We start from the raw sequence: 24696 nt of genomic DNA, 5'->3' as shown, positions 1-24696 counted from the left end.
CGTTGTTCTCCCTTGGTTGACCTTTATGAAGAATAGATGTTCGGTTGGGGTTTTGTAGCGGGGAATCGGTGAGGTTTCGTGGTGTTTGGCAGTCCGCCTTCGCGGGCAAGCCTCGCTCCTACAAGGCGCGGAGTGTAACTGTAGGAGCGAGGCTTGCCCGCGAAGGGGCCCATTCAGACGCTAAATACGGAAACTGCCTACCAGCTGCGTCAACCGCGCCGCCTGCTGCTCCAGATCCGAGCACGCGCGCAACGTCGATTGCAGGTTTTCCACGCCTTCCTGATTCAGCGTATTGATCTCGGTAATGTCGACGTTGATCGACTCCACCACGGCATGCTGCTCCTCGGTCGCCGTGGCCACCGACTGGTTCATCCCGTCAATCTCACCAATACGCAAGGTCACGCTGGTCAGGCGCTCGCCGGCCAGGTTGGCGATTTCCACGCTGTCCTGACTGTGGCGCTGACTGTCGCTCATGGTACTGACGGATTCACGGGCGCCCACTTGCAGCTCCTCGATCATCGTTTGCACCTGTTGCGCCGATTCCTGGGTACGGTGCGCCAGGTTGCGCACTTCATCGGCCACCACGGCAAAACCCCGTCCGGCTTCACCGGCGCGGGCCGCTTCGATGGCGGCGTTGAGCGCCAGCAGGTTGGTTTGCTGGGAGATGCTGGTGATGACTTCGAGGATCTGCCCGATGTTCACGGTTTTACTGTTCAGTGATTCGATGTTGCTGCTCGAAGCGCTGAGCATGCTCGACAGCTGATTCATCGCTGCAATGCTGCGATCGACCACTTGTTGACCGTCTTCGGCCAGGTTGCGGGCATCGCTGGCCTGACTCGACGCTTGTGCGGCGTTGCGCGCAATTTCCTGGGCGGCGGCGCCGAGCTGGTTGATCGCTGCGGCGACGCTGCTGGTGCGCGACGCCTGTTGGTCGGAGTTGAACATCGACGAGTTCGAAGCGGCCACGACCCGCAAGGCCACCTCGTTGACTTGCCCGGTCGCCGACGACACTTCGCGGATCGAGGCGTGAATGCGCTCGACGAAACGGTTGAAGGCGGTGCCGAGGATGCCGAATTCGTCGTTGTTTTGGATGGTCAGGCGCTTGGTCAGGTCGCCTTCACCGTCGGCGATGTCGGCCATCGCCCGGGTCATGACGTGCAATGGCTGGATCAGAATACGGATCAGCATGCCCAGCAGGGCAATGATGATGGCCACGGCGATGATCGTCGCAACAACCGCCGAGGCGCGGAATTCGCTGAGCATGGAGAAGGCTTTGTCCTTGTCCACCGACAGGCCGATGTACCAGTTGACCGAGGACAGGCCTTTGATCGGGGTGAAGGTTACGATGCGCGTCTTGCCGTCGACGCCCACTTCACTGAAATCGCTGCTGATGCGCGGGGTATTTTTCGGATACGCCTCGCTCAAGGACTTCATCACCAGCGCTTTGTCCGGGTGAACCAGGATCTTGCCGTCGGCGCTGACCAGGAACGCATAGCCCATGCCGTCGAAGTCCAGCGCGTTGAGGCTGTCGGTGATCGCCTGCAAGCTCAGGTCACCGCCGACCACGCCAATGTTCTGACCGTCCTTGAGGACGCTGTTAACGATGGAAATCACTAACTGGCCAGACGCCAGGTCGATGTAGGGCTCGGTGAGGGCAGAACCGCTGGTGCTTTGCGCGCTTTTGTACCAGGGACGGGCACGCGGGTCATAACCGTCGGGCATCTTGCTGTCCGGGCGGATGATGAAGGTGCCATCCTTGTTGCCCAGGTAGGCGCCCATAAAAGTCGATGCCACAGCCTTCTGTTCCAGCAGGTTGGAGACATTGGCGGTCTCTGCGTTCAACGCAACGTTTTGCGACAGGTTTTCGATCAGCAGGCTGCGCCCGGCCAGCCAGGTTTGAATGTTTTTGGCGGTGACGTTACCCATTTCTTGCAGATAATTGTCGAGGTCGCGGCGTATCGCATTGCGCTGCAGGTAGTCGTTGTACAGGGTAAACGAGGCGAAGGCGGCAATAACAATGAGGGCGGCGGCAAGCAGGATTTTATGGCTGAAGCGCAGATTTTTGTTCATGGCTTGGGGTTCCGCTAAGGTCTTAATGTCCAGGGCGTGCTTTTATAAAGGCACGCAAAACGGGCAGTGTTGAAAGCAACTGATATTTCCGTCCTCTCCTTAGGGAATTACCGACGCTATTCAGTTTTTAATATCGGCCGTGATCGATCAAAGATTAACCATGGGTGACCAAATGCCTGACTCATTGCAACTCGTTATCGGTGCCGATCTCGCGGGGCAGCCGATTGCCCAGGCCATGCGTCTGGCCAACCGTCATGGTTTGGTCGCGGGCGCTACCGGGACCGGTAAAACCGTCACCTTGCAGCGGCTGGCCGAAGCGTTCAGCGATGCCGGCGTGGCGGTGTTCGCCGCCGACATCAAAGGCGATCTGTGTGGCCTGGGCGCCACGGGCAATCCTCAAGGCAAGGTCGCCGAGCGGATCGCCGGGATGCCTTGGCTGAACCATAAGCCTCAGGCGTATCCGGTAACGCTGTGGGACATTCACGGTCAGTCCGGTCATCCACTGCGCACGACCTTGAGTGAAATGGGGCCGTTATTGATCGGCGCCCTGCTGGAGTTGACCGACAGTCAGCAGTCGGCGCTGTACGCCGCCTTCAAGGTCGCCGACCGCGAAGGGTTGTTGCTGCTCGATCTCAAGGATTTGAAGGCGCTGCTCAATCACCTGCGCGACAACCCCGAATTACTCGGGGACGATGCCGCGCTGATGACCACCGGTTCCAGCCAGGCCCTGTTGCGCCGGCTGGCGACCCTGGAACAGCAGGGCGCCGAAGCGCTGTTTGGCGAGCCGGCGCTGCAACTCGAAGACATTCTGCAACCGACGGCCGATGGCCGTGGGCGCATTCATTTGCTGGATGCCAGTCGTCTGGTCCACGAAGCGCCAAAGGTCTACGCGACGTTCCTGCTGTGGCTGCTGGCCGAACTGTTCGAGCAGCTGCCTGAGCGCGGCGATTCCGAAAAACCGTTGTTGGCGCTGTTTTTCGACGAAGCGCATTTGTTGTTCGCCGGCACGCCCAAGGCCTTGCAGGATCGTCTGGAGCAAGTGGTGCGGCTGATTCGCTCGAAAGGCGTGGGCGTGTATTTCGTCACTCAATCGCCGGGCGACCTGCCGGATGACGTGCTGGCTCAACTGGGTTTGCGTATCCAGCATGGTTTGCGCGCATTCACTGCCAAGGAGCAGAAGTCCCTGCGTGCGGTCGCCGAGGGTTTCCGCCCAAACCCGGCCTTTGACGCCTTGTCGGTGCTGACCGAACTGGGGATCGGCGAGGCGCTGGTCGGTACCTTGCAGGACAAAGGCACGCCCGGGATGGTCCAGCGTGTACTGGTCGCACCGCCGCAATCGCGGATCGGGCCGTTGACCGAGACTGAACGCACGATGTTGATCGCGGGTTCGCCGTTCAAGGGCCGTTATGACAAACCGATCGATCGCGAATCGGCTTATGAAGTGCTGATGAGTCGTAAAGGCTTGGCGCCGGAGGCTGAAGCGGCGCCGGGTAAGCCTGCGCCAGAAGAACCGAGCTTCACCGACAAGGCCGGCGAATTCCTCGGCACAGCGGCGGGGCAGGCACTCAAATCAGCCATGCGACAGGCGGCCAATCAACTGGGCCGACAGTTGGTGCGCGGTTTGATGGGATCATTGTTAGGCGGCAGTAAGCGCCGCTAAATACCTGACTGGGCACAATCAATGTGGGAGCGGGCTTGCTCGCGAATGCGGTGTGTCAGGCAATATAAATGTCGACTGACACTCCCTCATCGCGAGCAAGCCCGCTCCCACATGGGATTTGAGTCAGGTTTTGGGTTTGGCGTGCGCCGCAAGGCGTTCGAGTGCCGCCCGCAGATTCGGATCGCTGATGCCATCGGCCGTGGCCTGGATGGTTGCGCCTGCATCGGTCGACAGGCTGATGGTATGCCCGGTCGCGCCCTGCTGAACGGTCGGCGGTTGCACCTTGAACAGAATTCGCGTCAGACTGGCGAATTCGTCGAACATCTGCAGCTGCCGTTGCAGGCGCTTTTGCTGGTAACGCAGGCGAGTTGCCCAATGACCATCGGTGACAATCAGCAGTAAACTGCCTTCGCGCCACGACGCCACATGGCAATGCTCGCGAGCGGCAGGCTGCAACTGGCTTTCCAGCAGACGTTGTAAATGACCCAGGCGTTGAGCGTGGCCGAAAATGGCTTTCAGCGGTTTGGCTTCGCGAAGCAGAACGGCGGGTGCTCTGGCCGTGAGAGGGCGAAATGCCATGATCAGACACCTGAAGTAACAGAGCCGCCATGGTAGCAGAAAGCACTGGATGCGCCCGACCCATTGCTTTGCGAGCGCTTTACCCATTAAATCAACAAGTAACTTCTGCCGCGAATGGCTTGAAGTTGAGCAAAAAGCCCTTATTTTAAGTGAGCCCCGTCACAGCGCTGTGCCAGCATCGTGGAATAACGCCACTTTCCTCACCATCGTTTCCGGGTAGAATGCTCGTTCGCATGCGGCCATGAGGGCTGCACGGGCGACTCACGGGGCCGCCCTCCATCCCTTTAGTGTGGAAGATCCTGCCGATATGTTTGCGCCTTTGTTAAAGAAACTTTTTGGAAGCAAGAACGAGCGTGAAGTCAAACGCATGCTCAAGACGGTGCAACTCGTCAATGCCTTCGAAGAGCAAATGGTAGCCCTTTCGGACGATCAATTGCGTGCCAAGACAGACGAGTTCAAGGCCCGCATCGCCAAAGGGGAAACCCTCGACAAACTGCTGCCTGAAGCCTTTGCGGTCGCCCGCGAAGCCGGTAAGCGTGTCATGGGCATGCGTCACTTCGACGTCCAGCTGATCGGCGGCATGACCTTGCATGAAGGCATGATCGCGGAAATGCGTACCGGTGAAGGCAAGACCCTGGTGGCAACACTGGGCGTTTACCTCAACGCGCTGTCCGGCAAGGGCGTGCACGTTGTGACAGTGAACGACTACCTGGCCCGTCGCGACGCCAACTGGATGCGTCCGCTCTACGAATTCCTCGGCATGACGGTCGGCGTGGTCACGCCATTCCAGCCGCCGGAAGAGAAACGCCTGGCTTACGCCGCCGACATCACTTACGGCACCAACAACGAATTCGGTTTCGACTACCTGCGCGACAACATGGCGTTCAGCATGGAAGAAAAATTCCAGCGCGAACTCAATTTTGCCGTGATCGACGAAGTCGACTCCATCCTCATCGACGAAGCCCGTACTCCGCTGATCATTTCCGGTCAGGCCGAGGACAGCTCCAAGCTGTACATCGAGATCAACAAACTGATCCCGCAGCTTGAGTTGCACGTCGAAGAAGTCGAAGGCGAAGTCACCAAGGCCGGCCACTACACCGTCGATGAGAAGACCCGTCAGGTCGAGCTCAACGAAGCCGGTCACCAGTTCATCGAAGACATGCTGACCCGCGTTGGCCTGCTGGCTGAAGGCGAGAGCCTGTATTCGGCGCACAACCTCGGTCTGCTGACCCACGTTTATGCCGGCCTGCGTGCGCATAAACTGTTCAACCGCAACATCGAATACATCGTGCAGGACGGTCAGGTCGTCCTGGTCGACGAACACACCGGTCGTACCATGCCGGGTCGCCGTTTGTCCGAAGGCCTGCACCAGGCCATCGAGGCCAAGGAAAACCTGAACATCCAGGCCGAAAGCCAAACCCTGGCGTCGACCACGTTCCAGAACTACTTCCGTCTGTACAACAAGCTGTCCGGCATGACCGGTACCGCTGACACCGAAGCGTTCGAATTCCACCAGATCTACGGTCTGTCGGTGATGGTCATCCCGCCGAACAAGCCGCTGGCACGTAAAGACTACAACGATCTGGTGTTCCTGACCGCCGAAGAGAAATACGCGGCGATCATCAACGATATCAAGGAGTGCATGACTCAGGGCCGTCCGGTGCTGGTGGGTACCGCGACCATCGAAACCTCCGAGCACATGTCTGCGTTGCTGGTTAAAGAAGGCATCGAACACAAGGTTCTGAACGCCAAGTTCCACGAAAAAGAAGCCGAGATCATTGCCCAGGCCGGTCGCCCAGGCGCACTGACCATCGCCACCAACATGGCCGGTCGTGGTACCGACATCCTGTTGGGCGGTAACTGGGAAGTTGAAGTGGCTTCGCTGGAAGCCCCGACCCCTGAGCAGATTGCCCAGATCAAGGCCGACTGGCAGAAACGTCACCAGCAAGTGCTGGAGTCGGGCGGCTTGCAGGTGATCGCTTCCGAGCGTCACGAGTCGCGCCGTATCGACAACCAGTTGCGTGGTCGTGCCGGTCGTCAGGGTGACGCCGGTTCCAGCCGTTTCTACCTGTCGCTGGAAGACAGCCTGATGCGCATTTTCGCCTCTGACCGGGTGAAGAACTTCATGAAAGCCCTGGGCATGCAGCCTGGCGAAGCGATTGAACACCGCATGGTGACCAACGCCATCGAAAAGGCTCAGCGCAAGGTTGAAGGCCGCAACTTCGACATTCGTAAGCAACTGCTCGAGTTCGACGACGTCAACAACGAACAACGTAAAGTGATCTATCACATGCGTAACAGTTTGTTGGCCGCTGACAACATCGGTGAAACCATCGCCGACTTCCGTCAGGACGTGCTCAACGCTACCGTCAGCGCTCACATTCCACCGCAATCGTTGCCTGAACAGTGGGACGTGGCCGGTCTGGAAGCGGCGTTGCAGAGCGACTTCGGTGTGGCGCTGCCGATCCAGAAATGGCTCGACGAAGACGATCACCTGTACGAAGAAACCCTGCGCGAGAAGCTCATGACCGAGCTGCTGGCCGCGTACAACGAGAAAGAAGAGCAGGCGAGCGCCGAAGCGCTGCGCACCTTCGAGAAACAAATCGTGCTGCGCGTGCTCGACGACCTGTGGAAAGACCACCTGTCGACCATGGATCACCTGCGTCACGGCATCCACTTGCGTGGTTATGCCCAGAAGAACCCGAAGCAAGAGTACAAGCGCGAGTCCTACACGCTGTTCTCCGAGCTGCTGGATTCGATCAAGCGCGACTCGATCCGTGTGCTGTCGCACGTTCAGGTTCGCCGCGAAGATCCGATCGAAGAAGAGCAACGCCTGCGTCAGGAAGCCGAAGCACTGGCTGCGCGCATGCAGTTCCAGCACGACGAAGCCCCGGGTCTTGAGCAACCGGAACTGCTGGGTGAAGAGGTCGATGTCGCCCTTGCCACCGCGCCGGTACGCAACGAACAGAAGCTGGGCCGCAACGAACTTTGCTACTGCGGTTCGGGCAAGAAGTTCAAGCATTGCCACGGGCAGATCCAGTAAAACCCGTTTCATACGCTGAAATACCCGCGCCGCGACCGGCTTATGCCGTCGCGGCGTTTTGCCATTTAAACCACCGTCCTTCCTAACGCGGTGCTGACATCATTTTTAAGGAGCGCATTCATGGCTGTTGGTCTTGGTCCTTTGCCAACGTTGCACCCGGTTGCCGGTTTTGAACTCGGTATCGCCTCGGCCGGCATCAAGCGCCCCGGGCGCAAGGATGTCGTGGTCATGCGCTGTGCCGAAGGTTCCACGGTGGCGGGCGTGTTCACCTTGAACGCCTTTTGCGCCGCTCCCGTGATCCTGGCCAAGCAACGCGTACAAGGCCCGGTGCGTTACCTGCTGACCAACACCGGTAATGCCAACGCCGGCACCGGCGAACCTGGCCTGGCGGCTGCCGAGCGCACCTGCGCCAAACTGGCTGAACTGACCGGTGTCGACGCCAGCCTCGTGCTGCCGTACTCCACAGGTGTAATCGGCGAGCCACTGCCGGTCGAGAAAATCGAAGGCGCGCTGCAAGCCGCCCTCGATGATTTGTCGGTCAACAACTGGGAAGCTGCCGCCACCGGCATCATGACCACCGACACCTTGCCCAAGGGTGCCAGCCGCCAGTTCCAGCATGACGGCGTGACCATCACCGTCACCGGCATCAGCAAAGGCGCGGGCATGATTCGCCCGAACATGGCGACCATGCTCGGCTACATTGCCACCGACGCCAAAGTCTCCCGCGAGGTGCTGCAAAACCTGCTGCTGGACGGCGCCAACAAGTCGTTCAACCGCATCACCATCGACGGCGACACCTCGACCAACGATTGCTGCATGTTGATTGCCACCGGTCAGGCGGCACTGCCGGAAATCACCCGCGCCGAAGGCGAGCTGTTCGCCAAGTTGAAGCAAGCGGTGTTTGAAGTGTGCATGGACGTGGCTCAGGCCATCGTTCGTGATGGCGAAGGCGCGACCAAATTCGTCACCGTTGAAGTCAACGGCGGCGGCAATCACCAGGAATGCCTGGACGTCGGTTACACCGTGGCCCACTCGCCGCTGATCAAGACCGCGCTGTTTGCCTCCGATCCGAACTGGGGCCGCATCCTGGCCGCCGTCGGCCGTGCCGGCGTACCGAACCTGGACGTGAGCAAGATCGACGTGTTCCTCGGCCAAGTGTGCATCGCCAGCCGCGGCGCGCGCGCGTCGACCTACACCGAAGCCCAGGGCGCGGCGGTGATGCAGCAGGAAGAAATCACCATCCGCATCGAACTGGGTCGCGGTGATTGCAGCGAAACCATCTGGACCACCGACCTGTCCCACGAATACGTGAAGATCAACGCCGAGTACCGTACTTAAGTCAGACCGCGTCGACCCCTTCGCGGGCAAGCCTCGCTCCTACAGATCACACACTCCTGTAGGAGCGAGGCTTGCCCGCGAAGGCGGCCCACCAGTCACTACAAATTCTGGCCCATACCCCCCTTATCAAAAGGTCCCGAACATGAGCCTCCACCTGATCATCGGCGACAAACTGCTTTCCTCCTGGTCCCTGCGCGGCGCGCTGGCCCTCGACCTGGCCGGCGCTCCCTACACTGAAGAACTGATCAAGCTGAACCAGCCGGACACCCGCGAACGCCTGCTCAAGCACTCGCCGACCGGCAAAGTCCCGCTGCTGAAAACCGAACACGGCACCGTTGCCGATTCCCTGGCGATTGCCGAGTATTTGGCCGAACAGTTCCCCGACGCCGGCCTCTGGCCCAAAGACATCGGCGCTCGTGCCCAGGCACGTTCGGCCTGTGCGCAGATGCACGCCGGGTTCTTCGCGATGCGCGGCAACATGCCGTTCGACCTGAGCCGCGACGCACCGCTGTCGCCGACGCCGGCGGACGTGAAAGCAGACATCGAGCGCATGCTGGCGTTGTGGGCCGAGTGCCGCGCCGTTGCCACCGAAACCGGTCCATTCCTGTTTGGCCGTGCGACCCTGGCCGATGCGTTTTTCGCACCGATCGCCGTACGCCTGCGCACCTATCAGGTGAAGCTGCCAGCAGTGGACGAGGCTTACGTCGAAACGATCTACCAATGGCCAGCCTTCAAGGCCTGGCAAAAGGCGGGTCTGGAGGAGATCGGGCAGTGAAACGAGTCCACGTAGCCGCCGCCGTTATCCGTGATAACAGTGGCAAGATCCTTATCGCACGCCGCGCCGATACTCAGCATCAGGGCGGTCTGTGGGAATTCCCCGGTGGCAAGGTCGAGGCCGACGAATCCGTCGAAACCGCCCTGGCCCGCGAGCTTCACGAGGAGTTGGGCATCGTGGTCAGCGCGGCGCGCCCGTTGATCAAGGTGCGGCACGATTACCCGGACAAGCAAGTGTTGCTGGATGTCTGGGAAGTCTCGGCCTTCACCGGCGAGCCGCATGGCGCCGAAGGCCAGCCGTTGGAGTGGGTCGCGCCGCGTGACCTGCTGAACTACGAGTTCCCGGCGGCCAATCAGCCGATCGTGGCGGCTGCACGGTTATCGTCGCAGTACCTGATTACCCCGGAAGACCTGGAAACCCCGGCCTTGCTGCGCGGTATTCAGAAAGCCATCGCGGGCGGGATCAAGTTGATCCAGCTGCGGGCCCCTAACGGCTACGATCCGAAGTACCGCGATCTGGCGGTGGACGCGGCGGGGCTGTGTGCCGGCAAGGCGCAGTTGATGATCAAGGGGCCGTTTGAATGGCTGGGCGATTTTCCGTCCGCCGGTTGGCACATCACGGCTGCGCAATTGCGCAAGTATGCGGCGGCGGGTCGCCCGCTACCGGCATCGCGCTGGTTGGCGGCGTCTTGCCACAATGCTGAAGAGCTGGCGCTGGCCGAGCAGATGGGGGTGGATTTTGTGACCTTGTCGCCGGTGCAGAAGACTCAGACTCATCCGGATGCAATGCCGTTGGGTTGGGAGCAGGCAGCGGCGTTGATCGAGGGCTTCAGCAAGCCGGTTTTCCTGTTGGGCGGCGTTGGCCCGGCGGAACAGCAGAAGGCATGGGAAGCAGGGGCGCAGGGTGTGGCGGGGATTCGGGCGTTCTGGCCTGATTCTTTGGTGTAGCGACTGGCCTCATCGCGAGCAGGCTCGCTCCCACAGTTGACCGAGTTCTTCCAGAAGGAATGCGCTCAAAATGTGGGAGCGAGCCTGCTCGCGATAGCGTCCTTGAATACGCCGATTATTCCTGAGGTTTAGCAGCCGCCTGCCAAAGAATCTCGGCAATCCCCTGGCGCTTGGCAATCACCCTCGCCACCACAAACAATAAATCCGACAGCCGATTGATGTACGCCAAGCCAACCCCGGCCAACGGTTCAATCGCGTTCAACTGCTGACACCGCCGCTCGGCACTTCGGGCCAGGCTGCGGCACACGTGAGCCTGGGCAATCAGCGCCGAACCGCCCGGCAGAATGAAATTCTCCAGCGGCCCCAGCTCTTCGTTCCACCGATCGATCGCGGCTTCCAGGCGTTCGATTTCAGCGGCATCCAGCGCCTGATACACCGGCATCGCCAACTCACCCCCGAGATCAAACAACCGATGCTGGCAGGGCGCCAAGACCTCGATCACTTCGCTCAACCCCGGAAATTGGTCGCGCTCTGCCGCCAAGCCGGCCAGCAACACGCCCACCTGACTGTTCAGCGTATCGACCTCGCCAATGGCCTCGATCCGTGGATGGTCCTTGGGCACGCGGCGGCCATCGCCCAGCCCCGTTTCGCCTTTGTCGCCGGTGCGGGTGTAAATCTTCGACAAGCGAAAGCCCATGGTTACCTCGATAGCTGATTGAGTTCTTGAGAGACAAGCGGGGTGCCCGCCAGGGGCAGGCGCAAGGTGAAACACGTGCCTTGGCCCAGGGTCGACTGCACTTCCATCTGGCCCTTGTGGTTGTTGGTGATGATGAAATACGAGACCGACAAGCCAAGGCCGGTGCCCTGGCCGATTTCCTTGGTGGTGAAAAACGGCTCGAAGGTGCGTTTGCGCACGTTCTCGCTCATGCCGATGCCGTTGTCCTCGACCTGGATTTCCGCCCACGGTGGATTCAGTTTGGTGCGCAGGATGATCCGCCCCGGTTCGCGATCGTCTTCGCGCTGGTGAATGGCCTGGGCGGCGTTTTTCAGCAGGTTGAGCAACACTTGCTCCAGTTCGTTGGCGGTGCCGGGCACCGGGCCCAATGCGGGGTCGAACTGGCGGATGATTGCCTGACCCTTGAAGTCAAAACCGATCGCCAGGTCGAAGTCGTTGCCGGCAATTTCCACCGCTTGATCGATCAGCGCCGGCAGGTCGCACGGGGCCATTTGCCGGGTACTGCGGCGGCTGAAGCTGAGCATGTGCGTGACGATCTTCGCCGCTCGGGCGCCTGCCTGTTGAATGCCGTCGAGCAGTTGCGGCACTTCACGAACCTGCAGGTATTTGTTCACCGTTTCCAGCTCGATGCCGACGTGTTCGGCCTGTTCGAGGTTCTTCGGCAGCTCCGGGGACAGGCGTCGGCGAATGTTCTGCACGTTGTGCAGGATCGCGCCCAGCGGGTTGTTGATTTCGTGGGCCATGCCGGCAGCGAGGCCGCCGACCGAGAGCATTTTTTCCGATTGCACCATCATTTCTTCCAGCGACAGGCGCTGAGTGATGTCATCGATCCGGATCACCACGCCGCGCCCGGCGCCACCCATCAACGGGTAGAAAGTCAGCGCGTAGTGCTTGGGTTCTTCGTCCTTGAACCAGGTGACCCGTTCGATCTTGGCCACCGTGTGTTGCTCGACGGTTTGCTTGAGCTGCGGCAGAAACGGCTTGAGCGGTTCGAAGGCGAGGAAGATCGGCTGGTTCAAGGCTTCGTCGAGGCGCGTGCCGGAGAGGGCGCTGGCCTCTTGATTCCACTGCGTCACGTACAGCTGCTCGTCGAGGGCGATCAACGCCGAGGGCATGGAGTCGATGATGCTGTTGAGGTAGTTCTGGAAACCGGTGAGCTTCTTCTCGATCTTGCTGCGCACCTGGACTTCGAGTTCCAGTTTGCGGTTGGTGTGACGGGTTTCTTCGGCCAGGCCCTGCGCTTGGTCATACGCAGCCTGGGAATCGTCCCGGGCCCGTTTGAGTTGCTGCTCCCGGGCCTCGATGCGCGAGAGCATGGTGTTGAAGGCTTCGGCGAGGCTGCCGATTTCGTCGTGGTTGCCGCGGGAGGCGCGCAGGGCGTAGTTCTCTTCCCGGGTGACTTGCCGCGACAATTCTTCGAGCTGATGGATCGGACGGGTAATCAGGCGTTTGATCTGCCGGGCGATCACCAGCCACAGCAGCACGCTGAAGATCAGAATCCCCAGGCTCGCGGTGAGGGTCCCGGTGTAGAACGCCATCGGCAGTTCGCTGCTGGCGACCAGTAGCAAATGACCGGGGGCCGTGCCGGGGCGGGGCAGGGTGATCACTTGATTGCTGCGAAATTCAGTGGCTTGCCAGGATTCGATGTGCCGATAACGTTCCGGCAGGTTCAGCTTTTCGCCATGCTGCAACTGCGCCAGGCGTTCGCCCTTGCCGTCATAAAGGGCGGCGGCGCGTAGCGGCGAATAGCTGTTGAGTTCATTGAGCAGGCGTTCGGCGCTTTGCGGCGACTGCAAGGCTTCGGACACCAGGCTCGGGTTCGACACCAGGCGGCCGATGGTCTGCAAGGCCTGGGGCGCCATGCTTTCCTGGGAAATGTAGTACGCGGCGCTGATAAAGGTCAGGTTGGCGACCAGCAGGACAGTGGTCAACAGCACCAGCAGGGCGGCCAGCAGTTTCTGGCCGACCGGAAGGTTTTCAAGGCGCTGGCGCAATGGCATCAGGTTCATCGCTGCAAAGGAACAAGTGGCCAGCGTAGCCGCTGCTCAGTCGCTGGGCAATCCAAGGCTGCGCAGATGGGCGACCAACCTCGATTCAAGCTGATTGAGGTGCGGCAGGTTCAACTGATGCCGGGTGGCAACTTTGCACACATGACCTAACAGGTAACTGATTTCGGTCCGGCGCCGGTTGCTGACGTCCTGATACATCGAGGAGTAATTGGCGGCGGTGGCATGAATGACCCGCTCGACTTCCTGTTGCAGGTCCTCGGCGGCTGCCGGTTGCCCGCAACGTTCAAGCAGTTCGGTCAGTTCGCCGCAGAGGGTGGCGACTTCGCAGTGATGTTCCTGCAGACCGCCGTTGCGGCAATCGTGCAGCACAGTCAGGGGATTGATCGCACAATTGAGCGCGAGTTTTCGCCACAGCCTGGTCAGGATGTCGGTGCTCCACTCGTGGTGAATCCCGGCGGCGTTCAAGTCATCCAGCCAGATGGGCGCCACCGGATGCCCGGCATCCCCCAGCCAGGTGTAACCGTGGCCGGCGAACACGACGCGCCAGTCGCCATCACGGAATGCACCTTCGGTGCTCGACGCGCAAATACAGCGTGCCTGGGGCACCTGCGCGGCGACGGCGTCCTGACTGCCCAGGCCGTTCTGCAACAGAATCAGTTCGGCACCGGAGGCCAGGCGCGGCGCCAGTTGGGCCACGGCTTTTTCGGCATCGTAGGCTTTACAGGCCACCAGCAGGCGATTGATCGGCTCCTGGCTGTCGGCTGTCTCGGCGGGCACCGGATAGAGCTGCGCCTCACCATGTTCGACCAGCGTCAGCCCGCCCGCCGCCTCATAGTCGTGCAAGCGCGCAGCATCCCGCAAAATCAGGCGAACCGGCACGCCGGCCCGTGCCAGACGCGTGGCCCATAAGGTGCCGAGGCTGCCGGCGCCCAGAACATGCCAAGTGGTGGACATCAGCTTTTTGCTCTGTTTAAGGCGCGCATCGGAGGCTCGCAGTGAATGATCGGAAAGACCCGTTATAATCAGCGCGGATTTTAACCGCAAGCCAGGTGTGCTCCATCGTGATCGAGCATGCCCTTTTATTGGAGAGATTACATGCCGTCGTTCGACGTGGTATCCGAACTGGACAAACACGAAGTCACCAACGCGGTCGAAAACGCCGTCAAGGAACTCGATCGCCGTTATGACCTGAAAGGCAAGGGCACCTTCGAGTTCAAGGAAAAGGACCTGACCGTCAACCTGACCGCTGAAGCCGATTTCCAGCTCGAAGCGATGATTGAGATCCTCAAGCTGGCGCTGGTCAAGCGCAAAATCGACGTGCAGTGCCTTGAAGTCAAGGATGCCTATGCGTCGGGCAAGCTGATGAAGCAGGAAGCGGTCCTCAAGGAAGGCATCGACAAAGAGCTGGCGAAGAAAATCGTCGCTCACGTCAAAGACGCCAAGCTCAAGGTCCAGGCTGCCATTCAGGGTGAGCAAGTGCGTATTACCGGCAAGAAACGTGACGACTTGCAGGAGGCGATCGCTGCCCTGCGCGCCAAGACTTTCGATATGCCGCTGCAGTTCAACAACTTCCGCGACTGACTTTCGATGCGGGAACCCTGTGGGAGCGGGCTTGCTCGCGAAAGCGGTGTGTCATTCGATGGTGATTTCGAATGGTATGTCCTCTTCGCGAGCAAGCTCGCTCCCACACGGACAGTGCTTAACCCAGGAGATAGAAGATGGATTTAAATGCTGAAGTAGACAACCTGGTCAAGGCGTCTCAAGCCTGGATTCCAATGATCATGGAATATGGCAGCCGCGTGTTGCTGGCGGTGATCACCCTGGCCGTGGGCTGGTGGCTGATCAACAAGGTGACGCAAAAACTCGGCGGCCTGCTGGCATTGCGTAACGCCGACCTGGCGTTGCAAGGGTTCATCAGCAGCCTGGCAAACATCATTCTCAAGGTGCTGCTGATCGTCAGCGTTGCGTCGATGATCGGTGTGGAAACCACCTCGTTCGTTGCCGCCATTGGTGCGGCCGGCCTGGCCATCGGTCTGGCCTTGCAGGGCAGCCTGGCGAATTTCGCCGGTGGCGTGCTGATTCTGTTGTTCCGTCCGTTCCGCATCGGTGACTGGATCGAAGCTCAAGGTGTCGCCGGCACCGTCGACAGCATCCAGATCTTCCACACTGTGCTGCGTACGGGCGATAACAAAACCATCATCGTTCCTAACGGCAACTTGTCGAACGGTATCATTACCAATACAAATCGCCAGCCAACCCGCAAAGTTGTGTTTGATGTGGGTGTGGACTACGAAGCGGATTTGCAAAAAGCCCGTGCAGTATTGCTGGAACTGGCCAATGACGAACGCGTATTGGCGGACCCGGCTCCACAGGCCGTCATTTCTACCTTGGGCGACAGTTCGATTACTGTTTCCCTGCGCGTGTGGGTGAAAACGGCGGATTATTGGGATGTGATGTTCATGTTTAACGAACAGTCCCGGGATCGTTTGAAAACCGCAGGCATTGATATTCCATTTCCACAACGGGTTATCCGTGTGGTTCAGGAAGCAGCGGTGCAGTGATTGATCCGTTAACTAATGTCTGACTTTTAAGTCAGGCAGGTGTGGCAAGGATCAGTTTTGCAGCGTTAAGCAGTCGTCCAAAAAAAAGGCCCATCCGAAGATGGGCCTTTTTTATACGTGCTAACTAAGCCACTGCGATTACAAAACCGACAGCGGGTAGTCGACGATGAAACGGAACTCTTTCACGTCGCCTTCGCCTTCGTCAGCGTTAGCGAAGTGCCATGCTTGACGAATACGGAAGGAAAGGTCTTTTGCCGGGCCAGTCTGAACAACGTACTTGGCTTCGAAGTTGGTTTCGTTGTGCTTGCCATCTTCACCGTACAGACCGGCGTAAGCACTGCCTGCTGGAGTTTTGGTACCGTCGATGTCCCAGCCTTTCACGTAGCGGGTCATGAAGCTCAGACCTGGAACGCCGTACTCAGCCATTTTCAGATCGTAACGGATCTGGGCAGACTTTTCGTTAGGGGCGTTGAAGTCAGAGTACTGGATGGAGTTGGCGAGGAAGATCGAGTCGCCGCCGCGGTTGTTCTTGCCGATACCGACATAGTCGAACGGGGTATCGCCATTAACCTTTTGGAAGGCCAGGGTGATGGTGTGCGCTTTCAGGAACGACAGAGCGGTTGCCAGCGAGAACGTGGTGTTGCTGATGTCGCCAGCTTTCGCCTCACCGGTATCGGTGGTGCGGTAAATGTTGAAATCAGTGTTCAGCGAAGTGTCACCACCAAACGGCGTGGTGAGGTTCACGTTGGCGTAGTACTGGTTCCAGATGTCTTCCAGCTTGGCGCCATACAGCGATGCGGAAAGGTTATCGGTGATGCCGTATTTACCACCGAAATAGTCGATGGTGTTGGCTTCAACGCCAGCGTAGGTTGCAAACACGCCGCCGTCACGGGCGTTTTTGTCCTGGCTGGAACCCGAGTAGAAGTGACCGGCTTCGAGGTCAAGGTCTTTGACTTCGCTGCTTTGCAGTTGGAAACCGCTAGCAACTTGCGGAAGGATACGGGAGCCGCCAACAGCGAATACTGGAGCAGTGCTTGGCGACATGTCGCCGAATTTCAGCTCGGTTTTGGATACGCGGAATTTAACGGCAGCGCCGGCTTTACCCTGGCTGTCGTTGACGTCGCGGCCGCCGTTAGCGTTAACGGTGTCGCTACGGCTCATGTTACCCGAACCGGAAGTGCCATCGCCGCCATCCAGTTTGATGGCCAGGTAACCGAATGCATCAACGCCAACGCCGATCAGACCTTGGGTGTAACCGGAGCTGAAGTTGCCCCAAATACCTTGGGTCCAGTCTTTGACGTCGCGGGCGCCATCTTTGTTGTCACGGTTGAAGTAGTAGTTGCGAACCAGCAAGTTCAGCGAGCTATCTTCAACGAAACCTTTGGCTTCTGCCTGGTCACTTACGAAAGGTGCGGCCGTAGCCACTTGAGTACTGGCTGCTGCTGCAACTGCCAGTGCGATCATGCTCCACTTCATCACGCGCATCGTGATTTGCTCCTTTGGTTTTAGAAGAGTACTGCCGTCCCACCTGTTTTATTATCTGGGCGGCTCTTTCTTTTTGTGTCGGCGCAAACTTATATCACGCCGACCATGTTGGCGATACTTGCGGATCTATCCTTTCGGCTTCTTTACGACCCTGTCGCAAACAGCTTGGTAGATGTCGCAAATTTACAGCCCCGACGCAAGCGGGCTGACAACTTTAGCGCTGTTTTCCAGGGCTTGAGCGTCGGTAAAAAGAGTCCCTGGTGAAACGTTTGAATCTCCATCGGGCAACCCTGCCACTGTTTTTATTTGCCTGAATGCTTCCACTTCCAGCGGACGCATTACAGGCGATGTGGGTGTGAATGCAACAAGCGTGCACAAACCGGAAATCTGCAGCTGTTTTTTTTTGATGGCCTGCCTGTTGCTGTAAAAACCTCATAAAACCGGGAGTTTCAAGCACCTTTTGTGCGGGCTTGACGCCATGGTTGCATCGTGTTGCGCCCTCCTGGTTGGCAGGGTGACAACCAAAAACGTTACCGGTTCACCCCTCCAGTGAGTAAAAGGCGGATGTCCGAACGACTCAGCGTAGACGCACTGTGCGGTTTTGGTGCAAAAAATCTTAATCGCTGTACTGAATTCATACAGTGGGGCCACCTGGAAGATTTGAACACATCCTTGCTAATCAGTCATTTCGGCGCGCTTTGTAAGGTGATTGGTTCTGTAATGGTGCGCTCCAGTGAAAAATGTCTCATGTCGGGGCGTGGGGCTGGACGTTCGCAGATTTTCCTGCCGTTTCGACATGGGTTGGTCGTGAAGCACGCCTCGATCGCAGGTATGCTGCCGTCCTGTCGCTTGGTGCGCTCTCTCTGGAGATGGGCGCTAAGCTGAAAACTGATGACCAGGCGGGAGTGCGCGCAGTGTTTACTTTAGATCCACGACTTCAACAAGACTCGCTACCGATCGGGGACTTCCCTCTCTGCCGGTTGCTGTTGTCCAACGATTCGAACTACCCCTGGTTCATCCTGGTGCCACGCCGCGAGGATATCAGTGAGATATTTCAGTTGGGTGTCGCAGATCAACAGCAGCTGTGGCAGGAGTCGACCGTGCTGGCGCAGCGGCTCAAGGAGTCGTTCGGCGCGGATAAGATGAACGTCGCCGCCTTGGGTAACGTCGTCAGCCAGCTGCACGTGCATGTGATTGTGCGCAAGCATGAGGATGCCGCCTGGCCAGCGCCGATCTGGGGCAAACACCCGGCCACCCCGTATAGTGCGGAGCAGGTCGCGGCGATTCGCGAGCGGCTGCGGTTGGTGTTGACCGAAGATTTCACGTTTCTGGAGGGTTGAGTCATGAGCCTGGAAGAACGCGTTACCGATCTGGAGAGCCAGTTGGCGTTTCAGGATGACACCATCCAGGCATTGAGTGATGTGCTGGCGACTCAGCAACGTGCGGTTGAGCGTCTGCAACTGCAAATGGCGGCATTGCTCAAGCGGCAAGAAGAAATGGCCGGTCAGTTCGAGACGTTCGAAGAAGAGGCGCCGCCGCCTCATTATTGAGGCGTATCCGCCCTTGCGGCGGGCTAACGCTCGCTCCTGCATTGACCGTGAACCGCATTACGGCCATTGCCCGGTATTAAAAGCCGCGCAATAAAAAACCGCGAACAGCCAGGCTGCTCGCGGTTTTTTTTAGCCTTGAATCAGCGTCGCGGCAAGGCGGCGATGACATCTTCGGCTTGCAGGCCCTTGTCACGATTCATGACGGAGAACTCCACGCGCTGGCCTTCGACCAGGACGCGGTGACCTTCGCCGCGAATAGCCCGGAAATGCACGAAAATATCATCGCCGGAATCACGGGAAATAAAGCCGAAGCCTTTGGAGGTGTTGAACCACTTGACGGTACCGGTATCGCGGTTGCTCATGTCGTAGCTTGGCGAGGCGGCGGCCGGTGAAGATTTGTAGAAGCTGATGGCCAGGTGCAGAAGAACGGCGATCAGGGCAGCGACCAGGCTGAACAGAACGGCAGGTTGACCGGCGATGACAGGCATCGGCGCGAGCAGCGTCAAGGTTTGCAAGAGAACAGTCAGAACCAGCAGGGCGCTGACCAGGTTCTGCAATTGATGACGCGGGCCTTTGTTCCAGTAAGGGATAACCGGAGCGAGGGTGAGGTTGAGCAGGCCGAAAAAGGCCAGGTACAGCGCATCGGGTTGTTGCAGGTAAGGAACAGCTTCGGATCGCAGGCTAGGGATGAAGGACAGCAGCAAAGCTGCTGCGCCCATTAGCAGGTGGACGATTTTCAACATTTTGATTAACTCACGTTAAGACGGATCACAAGGAAGAGCTGAGGAGGCACGGTTCGCTTCAGAACAATAAGAGGCGTTGGGCACGTACCTGGTATCAGCCTATGCGCAGCACCCGGAAAAATAGGTGCCAGCGACACACTGCCTATTTAACAGCAAAGCCGCAGGCTACTCAAATCAAGGAGTCCAGCGGTGCACCGGGGGCGATTTGTCGCAGCTTGCCGGGTCATCCGGGGCTGCGGCGTGGCGGCAGGCTTGCTAGAGTGGTCCTGCACCTGTTGGATGAATGTTCATCACCTTTAGGGGAAAAGCATGGCAATCGATATCGGTATCAGTGAAGAAGATCGCAAGTCCATTGTTGATGGGCTTTCGCGTCTGCTGTCGGACACTTATGTACTTTATTTGAAAACCCATAACTTCCATTGGAACGTCACCGGGCCCATGTTTCGGACCTTGCACCTGATGTTCGAGGAGCAATATAACGAGTTGGCCCTGGCTGTCGATTCGATTGCCGAGCGCATTCGTGCCCTCGGGTTTCCGGCTCCCGGTGCCTATTCTATTTATGCGCGGCTTTCCTCCATTAAGGAAGAATCGGGTGTGCCCAGCGCCGAAGACATGATCAAACAACTGGTCGAGGGTCAGGAAGCCGTGACGCGTACGGCACGCGGAATCTTCCCCTTGCTCGACAAAGTCAGCGACGAACCCACCGCCGACTTGCTGACCCAGCGCATGCAGGTTCACGAGAAAACCGCGTGGATGCTGCGTTCACTGCTGGATCAGTAACCCTGTCAGTGCGCGGGCGACTTCTATCAGGCGTTGTTCGCGCGCTGTCCTATGATGCTTTTTCTGTTGAATGACCTTGCGCCTGGTTGTGTAGGAAAACGGCCGGAGTAGGACGCGCTCCACGATCCGCCCTGCGTTGTTGGCTTATCCTACGTTGATGGTCAAAAAGTCATCTGGATATACCTTTGCGCCTGCGTTTTTATAAGAACCAGAACATGGCTCTTGTAAAAACCAGGGATGGCAAAGGAGTGTCAACGGTATGGTTTCTGAAAACAGGAAAAGCGAGGGGCGGGGCGGTCCACTCAAGGATGTAAGGGTTGACCCGTTTGTCAGCGAGTTCGATATGGGGTTGGCCCAACCCCTGTCTCGATCAGTACGTTTGAATGGCTTTGCCACCTGTTTGCGACTTGAACAGGTGTATTGGGATATTTTGGGCGAAATGGCCAAGGTCAATTGCTGCTCGGTCAGTGCGCTGTTGTCCCACGTGGACCGCGAGGTGCATCTGCGTCACGGCGGGGTGAAAAATTTCAGCGGGCTGGTGCGGGTTGTCTGCGTGGTGCACAGCTTGAAGGAAGGGAGTTGCACTGTCATGGCGTAGCCGTTGGCGGTGGAAAGGGCAGAGTGTCGGTCTGTGCAGTCTTACGGCTGCACAGGCTGCATTTAATGGATATAATCCCGCTCTTTGCCGCAAAACCCTGCGTTTACGGTAGCAATCTGATCGCCGAGACAACCCCCATGCCGATGTACGACTATCAATGTGCTTCCTGTGGTCATCAGTTGGAAGCCATTCAAAAGATCAGCGCAGCACCGCTGGTCGACTGCCCTGCCTGCCAGGCGCCAGAGCTTAAAAAGATGCTGTCCATGCCGGGCTTCCGCCTTAGCGGCACCGGCTGGTACGAAACCGATTTCAAGACCGGTTCAAAGAAGAACCTGGCCGGCGGCGACAAAGCTGACTAGGGTCTAGAGCCTGTTGAACGACACGTGTGAGCGCTTGCATCATCCAGCACCTGATGTGCGCAAGTGCTCCAACCGAATTTCGAATTACGAGAAGTGAAACCACGACCATGATGCGCAGCCATTATTGCGGCCAACTGAACGAAGCCCTGGAAGGCCAGGAAATTACCCTTTGCGGATGGGTTCACCGTCGCCGTGACCACGGTGGGGTGATTTTCCTCGATATCCGTGATCGTGATGGTCTGGCCCAGGTGGTGTTCGACCCGGACCGCGCTGAAACCTTCGCCGTCGCCGACCGCGTGCGCAGCGAGTATGTGGTCAAGGTCACCGGCAAGGTGCGTCTGCGTCCGGCCGGTGCCACCAACGCCAACATGGCGTCGGGCATGATCGAAGTGCTGGGTTACGAACTGGAAGTGCTGAACGAAGCGGAAACCCCGCCGTTCCCGCTCAACGAGTACTCCGACGTCGGCGAAGAAACCCGCCTGCGTTATCGCTTCCTCGACCTGCGTCGCCCGGAAATGCTCGAGAAGCTGCGTCTGCGTTCGCGCATGACCACCAGCATCCGCCGCTACCTGGACGAGAACGGCTTCCTCGACGTCGAGACGCCGATCCTGACCCGTGCGACCCCGGAAGGCGCTCGCGACTACCTGGTGCCGAGCCGTACTCACGCCGGTTCCTTCTTCGCCTTGCCGCAATCACCGCAGCTGTTCAAGCAACTGCTGATGGTTGCCGGCTTCGATCGTTACTACCAGATCGCCAAGTGCTTCCGCGACGAAGACCTGCGTGCCGACCGTCAGCCTGAATTCACTCAGATCGACATCGAAACCAGCTTCCTCGATGAAAAAGACATCATCGGCATCACCGAAGGCATGATCCGCAACCTGTTCAAGGAAGTGCTGGATCTGGAGTTCGGTGAATTCCCGCACATGACCTACGAAGAGGCCATGCGTCGTTACGGTTCCGACAAGCCGGACCTGCGTAACCCGCTGGAACTGGTCGACGTTGCCGACCAACTGAAAGAAGTCGACTTCAAAGTGTTCAGCGGCCCGGCCAACGACCCGAAATGCCGCATTGCTGCCTTGCGCGTTCCTGGCGGGGCGAGCATGCCGCGCAAACAGATCGACGACTACACCAAGTTCGTCGGCATCTACGGTGCCAAGGGCCTGGCGTACATCAAGGTCAACGAGCGCGCGAAGGGCGTCGAAGGCCTGCAGTCGCCTATCGTCAAGAACATCCCTGAAGCCAACCTCAATGTGATCCTCGATCGCGTTGGCGCGGTTGATGGCGACATCGTGTTCTTCGGTGCCGACAAAGCCAAGATCGTCAGCGAAGCCCTGGGTGCGCTGCGGATCAAGGTCGGCAACGACCTGGACCTGCTGACCTGCAAGTGGGCGCCAATGTGGGTCGTCGACTTCCCGATGTTCGAAGAGAACGACGACGGCAGCTTCACCGCCTTGCACCACCCGTTCACCGCGCCGAAGTGCACCCCGGAAGAACTCGAAGCCAACCCGGCGACCGCTCTGTCCCGTGCCTACGACATGGTCCTGAACGGCACCGAGCTGGGTGGCGGTTCGATCCGTATCCACCGCAAGGAAATGCAGCAGACGGTGTTCCGCCTGTTGGGTATCAATGAAGCGGAACAGGAAGAGAAGTTCGGCTTCCTGCTCGACGCCCTGAAATATGGCGCGCCACCGCACGGTGGCCTGGCCTTCGGCCTGGACCGTCTGGTGATGCTGATGACTGGCGCCCAGTCGATCCGTGAAGTGATCGCGTTCCCGAAAACCCAGAGCGCGGCTGACGTCATGACTCAGGCCCCGGGCGCGGTAGATGCCAAGGCATTGCGCGAATTGCACATTCGTCTGCGCGAAACGCCAAAGGCTGAGTAAGACTGACCCTGAAGGCGCATCCTTATTGGGATGCGCCTTTTTTATAGGTCGAGATTTTTTTCTTGCTGGCCTGCGCGAACAAGCGCGGCGGGCAATGTTTCAAAGAGAATTCGGAGCGAGATATGGCGGGTCATTCGAAGTGGGCGAACATCAAGCACCGCAAAGAACGTCAGGATGCCAAGAAGGGCAAGATTTTCACCAAGTGGATTCGTGAGCTGACCGTTGCGGCCCGTCAGGGCGGCGCTGATCCAGGCTCCAACCCGCGTCTGCGCCTGGCGTTGGACAAGGCGCTGGGTGCGAACATGAGCCGCGACATCATTGATCGCGCGGTGGCCCGCGGTGCCGGCGCTGCCGATACCGACGACATGGTCGAGCTGACCTACGAAGGCTACGGCCCGGGCGGCGTGGCGGTGATGGTCGAGTGCATGACCGACAACCGCAACCGCACCGCAGCCGCTGTTCGCCACGCGTTCAGCAAGTGCGGCGGCAACCTGGGGACTGACGGTTCGGTGGCCTACCTGTTCGAGCGCAAGGGGCAGATTTCCTTCGCTCCGGGCGTGGATGAAGACGCGCTCATGGAAGCAGCGATGGAAGCCGATGCCGATGACGTGGTGACCCACGAAGACGGTTCAATCGATGTGTTCACTTCGTTCGCTGGTTTCTACTCGGTGCGTAACGCCCTGGAAGCGGCCGGTTTCAAAGGCGATGACGCGGAAATCGTGATGCTGCCGACCACCAGTGCCGAACTGGATCTGGAAGGTGCCGAGAAGGTGCTCAAGCTGATCGACATGCTTGAGGACCTGGACGATGTGCAAAATGTCTACTCCAACGCGGACATTCCAGAGTCGGTCGCCGCTCAGCTCGGTTGATTCGCCCCTGTAGGAGCGAGCTTGCTCGCGATAAACCTGAGAGCGGGCACGTTCATTCAGGTTGTCCGAGTTGTCGTTAACGACCATCGCGAGCAAGCTCGCTCCTACATATCTATAAACCCGCAGGCGTTATGACTTTAATTCTTGGTATCGACCCCGGTTCGCGCATCACCGGATACGGCGTGGTACGCGATACCGGACGCGGCTGCATCTATGTGGCTTCAGGCTGCATCCGCACAGGCTCCGGCGAGCTGCACGAGCGTCTGCAAATCGTCTATCGCGGCGTGCGTGAAGTCATCCAGACCTACGGCCCGGTGACCATGGGCATCGAAAAAGTCTTTATGGCGCGCAACGCCGACTCTGCGCTGAAACTCGGCCAGGCCCGTGGCGCCGCCATCGTCGCCGGCGCGGAAGAAGCCCTGGAAATCGCTGAGTACACCGCGACCCAGGTCAAACAGGCCGTCACCGGCACCGGTGCGGCAAATAAAGAGCAGGTGCAGATGATGGTCATGCACATGCTGAAACTGACCAGCAAGCCACAAATCGATGCCTCGGACGCCCTGGCCATTGCTATTTGCCATGCTCACACCCGTTCCAGCCTGTTGCCCCATGGCCTGGGCACGGCACGCAGTCGTGGCGGGCGCCTGCGTCTCTGATAGCATCAGCAATCATTTTTAGGGAATGAGGGTTTTGCGCCTGGGTTGTCGGCGC

The 24696-nt window shown here is 58.9% G+C and carries 22 protein-coding genes and 1 pseudogene; 15 read left to right on the top strand and 8 right to left on the bottom strand.

The features are described from left to right. Positions 1–180: 180 nt before the first annotated feature. Together ACA057_RS25145 and ACA057_RS25140 are read right to left on the bottom strand one after the other, a co-directional pair. Entirely contained in the window at positions 181–945 is a 765-nt protein-coding gene (locus ACA057_RS25145) for a methyl-accepting chemotaxis protein (RefSeq protein WP_497350018.1), read from the bottom strand. A 90-nt stretch (positions 946–1035) separates the two neighbouring features. Further along, positions 1036–2070 (bottom strand): annotated as a pseudogene (locus ACA057_RS25140) (HAMP domain-containing protein); the annotation flags it as partial. Positions 2071–2242: 172 nt separating this feature from the next. Here ACA057_RS25140 and ACA057_RS25135 point away from each other — a divergent pair. Then, entirely contained in the window at positions 2243–3730 is a 1488-nt protein-coding gene (locus ACA057_RS25135; RefSeq protein ID WP_497343236.1) for a helicase HerA-like domain-containing protein, read from the top strand. Between the two features lie 123 nt (positions 3731–3853). Here the strand turns inward: ACA057_RS25135 and ACA057_RS25130 are convergent, their stop codons facing one another. Continuing rightward, on the bottom strand, positions 3854–4309 hold the full coding sequence (locus tag ACA057_RS25130; protein WP_497343234.1) for a DUF721 domain-containing protein: 456 nt from the start codon (positions 4307–4309) through the stop codon (positions 3854–3856). 307 nt (positions 4310–4616) lie between these two features. Between ACA057_RS25130 and secA the strand changes: the two genes are divergently transcribed. The 4 genes from secA (at position 4617) to ACA057_RS25110 (ending at position 10412) form a co-directional block, all read left to right on the top strand. Further along, positions 4617–7352: a preprotein translocase subunit SecA gene (secA, locus tag ACA057_RS25125; RefSeq protein ID WP_497343232.1), complete on the top strand. Its 2736-nt coding sequence runs from the start codon at positions 4617–4619 to the stop codon at positions 7350–7352. 120 nt (positions 7353–7472) lie between these two features. Further along, entirely contained in the window at positions 7473–8690 is a 1218-nt protein-coding gene (argJ, locus tag ACA057_RS25120; RefSeq protein WP_497343230.1) for a bifunctional glutamate N-acetyltransferase/amino-acid acetyltransferase ArgJ, read from the top strand. Positions 8691–8832: 142 nt separating this feature from the next. Continuing rightward, positions 8833–9465 carry a glutathione S-transferase family protein gene (locus ACA057_RS25115; protein ID WP_497343228.1) on the top strand — a complete coding sequence of 211 codons (633 nt, stop codon included), beginning with the start codon at positions 8833–8835 and terminating at the stop codon, positions 9463–9465. Continuing rightward, complete coding sequence (locus tag ACA057_RS25110) at positions 9462–10412, top strand: Nudix family hydrolase (RefSeq protein WP_497343226.1); 951 nt, start codon at positions 9462–9464, stop codon at positions 10410–10412. The genes ACA057_RS25115 and ACA057_RS25110 overlap by 4 nt, the downstream gene beginning before the upstream one ends. Positions 10413–10527: 115 nt before the next feature. On the opposite strand, the gene ACA057_RS25105 is transcribed toward ACA057_RS25110, so the two are convergent. From ACA057_RS25105 to ACA057_RS25095, 3 genes are read right to left on the bottom strand one after another with little or no spacing between them, the layout of a single operon-like run. Continuing rightward, positions 10528–11109, bottom strand: coding sequence for a cob(I)yrinic acid a,c-diamide adenosyltransferase (locus ACA057_RS25105; protein WP_497343224.1), 582 nt, complete (start codon positions 11107–11109; stop codon positions 10528–10530). Positions 11110–11111: 2 nt separating this feature from the next. Beyond that, a complete protein-coding gene (locus ACA057_RS25100) occupies positions 11112–13148 on the bottom strand; it encodes a sensor histidine kinase (protein ID WP_497343222.1) in 2037 nt (678 codons plus the stop codon). 45 nt (positions 13149–13193) lie between these two features. Next, entirely contained in the window at positions 13194–14111 is a 918-nt protein-coding gene (locus ACA057_RS25095; protein ID WP_497343220.1) for a putative 2-dehydropantoate 2-reductase, read from the bottom strand. A 141-nt stretch (positions 14112–14252) separates the two neighbouring features. Between ACA057_RS25095 and ACA057_RS25090 the strand changes: the two genes are divergently transcribed. Both ACA057_RS25090 and ACA057_RS25085 read left to right on the top strand, forming a co-directional pair. Next, positions 14253–14738 carry a YajQ family cyclic di-GMP-binding protein gene (locus ACA057_RS25090; RefSeq protein ID WP_007906601.1) on the top strand — a complete coding sequence of 162 codons (486 nt, stop codon included), beginning with the start codon at positions 14253–14255 and terminating at the stop codon, positions 14736–14738. 137 nt (positions 14739–14875) lie between these two features. Next, positions 14876–15718, top strand: a complete 843-nt coding sequence (locus tag ACA057_RS25085) for a mechanosensitive ion channel family protein (protein WP_401364362.1) — start codon at positions 14876–14878, stop codon at positions 15716–15718. Positions 15719–15856: 138 nt separating this feature from the next. Here ACA057_RS25085 and ACA057_RS25080 read toward each other — a convergent pair whose 3' ends face one another. Next, positions 15857–17203, bottom strand: a complete 1347-nt coding sequence (locus ACA057_RS25080; protein WP_497343218.1) for an OprD family porin — start codon at positions 17201–17203, stop codon at positions 15857–15859. A 914-nt stretch (positions 17204–18117) separates the two neighbouring features. On the opposite strand from ACA057_RS25080, the gene ACA057_RS25075 reads away from it, so the two are divergent. After that, the gene (locus ACA057_RS25075; protein ID WP_497350016.1) at positions 18118–18543 is read left to right on the top strand and encodes an HIT domain-containing protein; all 426 of its coding nucleotides are present in this window, start codon (positions 18118–18120) and stop codon (positions 18541–18543) included. A gap of 3 nt (positions 18544–18546) precedes the next feature. After that, the gene (locus ACA057_RS25070) at positions 18547–18753 is read left to right on the top strand and encodes a SlyX family protein (protein WP_008029236.1); all 207 of its coding nucleotides are present in this window, start codon (positions 18547–18549) and stop codon (positions 18751–18753) included. Positions 18754–18893: 140 nt separating this feature from the next. Here the strand turns inward: ACA057_RS25070 and ACA057_RS25065 are convergent, their stop codons facing one another. Next, complete coding sequence (locus ACA057_RS25065) at positions 18894–19496, bottom strand: cold shock domain-containing protein membrane protein (RefSeq protein WP_401364348.1); 603 nt, start codon at positions 19494–19496, stop codon at positions 18894–18896. Positions 19497–19805: 309 nt separating this feature from the next. On the opposite strand from ACA057_RS25065, the gene ACA057_RS25060 reads away from it, so the two are divergent. From ACA057_RS25060 to ruvC, 6 genes are all read left to right on the top strand, one after another. Beyond that, positions 19806–20276, top strand: a complete 471-nt coding sequence (locus ACA057_RS25060) for a Dps family protein (RefSeq protein ID WP_084318959.1) — start codon at positions 19806–19808, stop codon at positions 20274–20276. A gap of 259 nt (positions 20277–20535) precedes the next feature. After that, the gene (locus tag ACA057_RS25055; protein WP_497343215.1) at positions 20536–20874 is read left to right on the top strand and encodes a ribbon-helix-helix domain-containing protein; all 339 of its coding nucleotides are present in this window, start codon (positions 20536–20538) and stop codon (positions 20872–20874) included. Between the two features lie 137 nt (positions 20875–21011). Then, positions 21012–21233: an FmdB family zinc ribbon protein gene (locus tag ACA057_RS25050; RefSeq protein WP_010457489.1), complete on the top strand. Its 222-nt coding sequence runs from the start codon at positions 21012–21014 to the stop codon at positions 21231–21233. 107 nt (positions 21234–21340) lie between these two features. Beyond that, positions 21341–23116 carry an aspartate--tRNA ligase gene (gene aspS, locus ACA057_RS25045; protein WP_059406063.1) on the top strand — a complete coding sequence of 592 codons (1776 nt, stop codon included), beginning with the start codon at positions 21341–21343 and terminating at the stop codon, positions 23114–23116. Between the two features lie 122 nt (positions 23117–23238). Beyond that, entirely contained in the window at positions 23239–23985 is a 747-nt protein-coding gene (locus tag ACA057_RS25040; protein WP_253550918.1) for a YebC/PmpR family DNA-binding transcriptional regulator, read from the top strand. Positions 23986–24116: 131 nt separating this feature from the next. After that, positions 24117–24641 carry a crossover junction endodeoxyribonuclease RuvC gene (ruvC, locus tag ACA057_RS25035; protein ID WP_401364337.1) on the top strand — a complete coding sequence of 175 codons (525 nt, stop codon included), beginning with the start codon at positions 24117–24119 and terminating at the stop codon, positions 24639–24641. The last annotated feature ends 55 nt before the right edge of the window (positions 24642–24696 follow it).

It is taken from the genome of Pseudomonas sp. LBUM1661, from assembly GCF_059695925.1.
The sequence above is the reverse complement of the archived record's forward strand: the minus strand, read 5'-3'. Positions and strand labels throughout refer to the sequence as shown.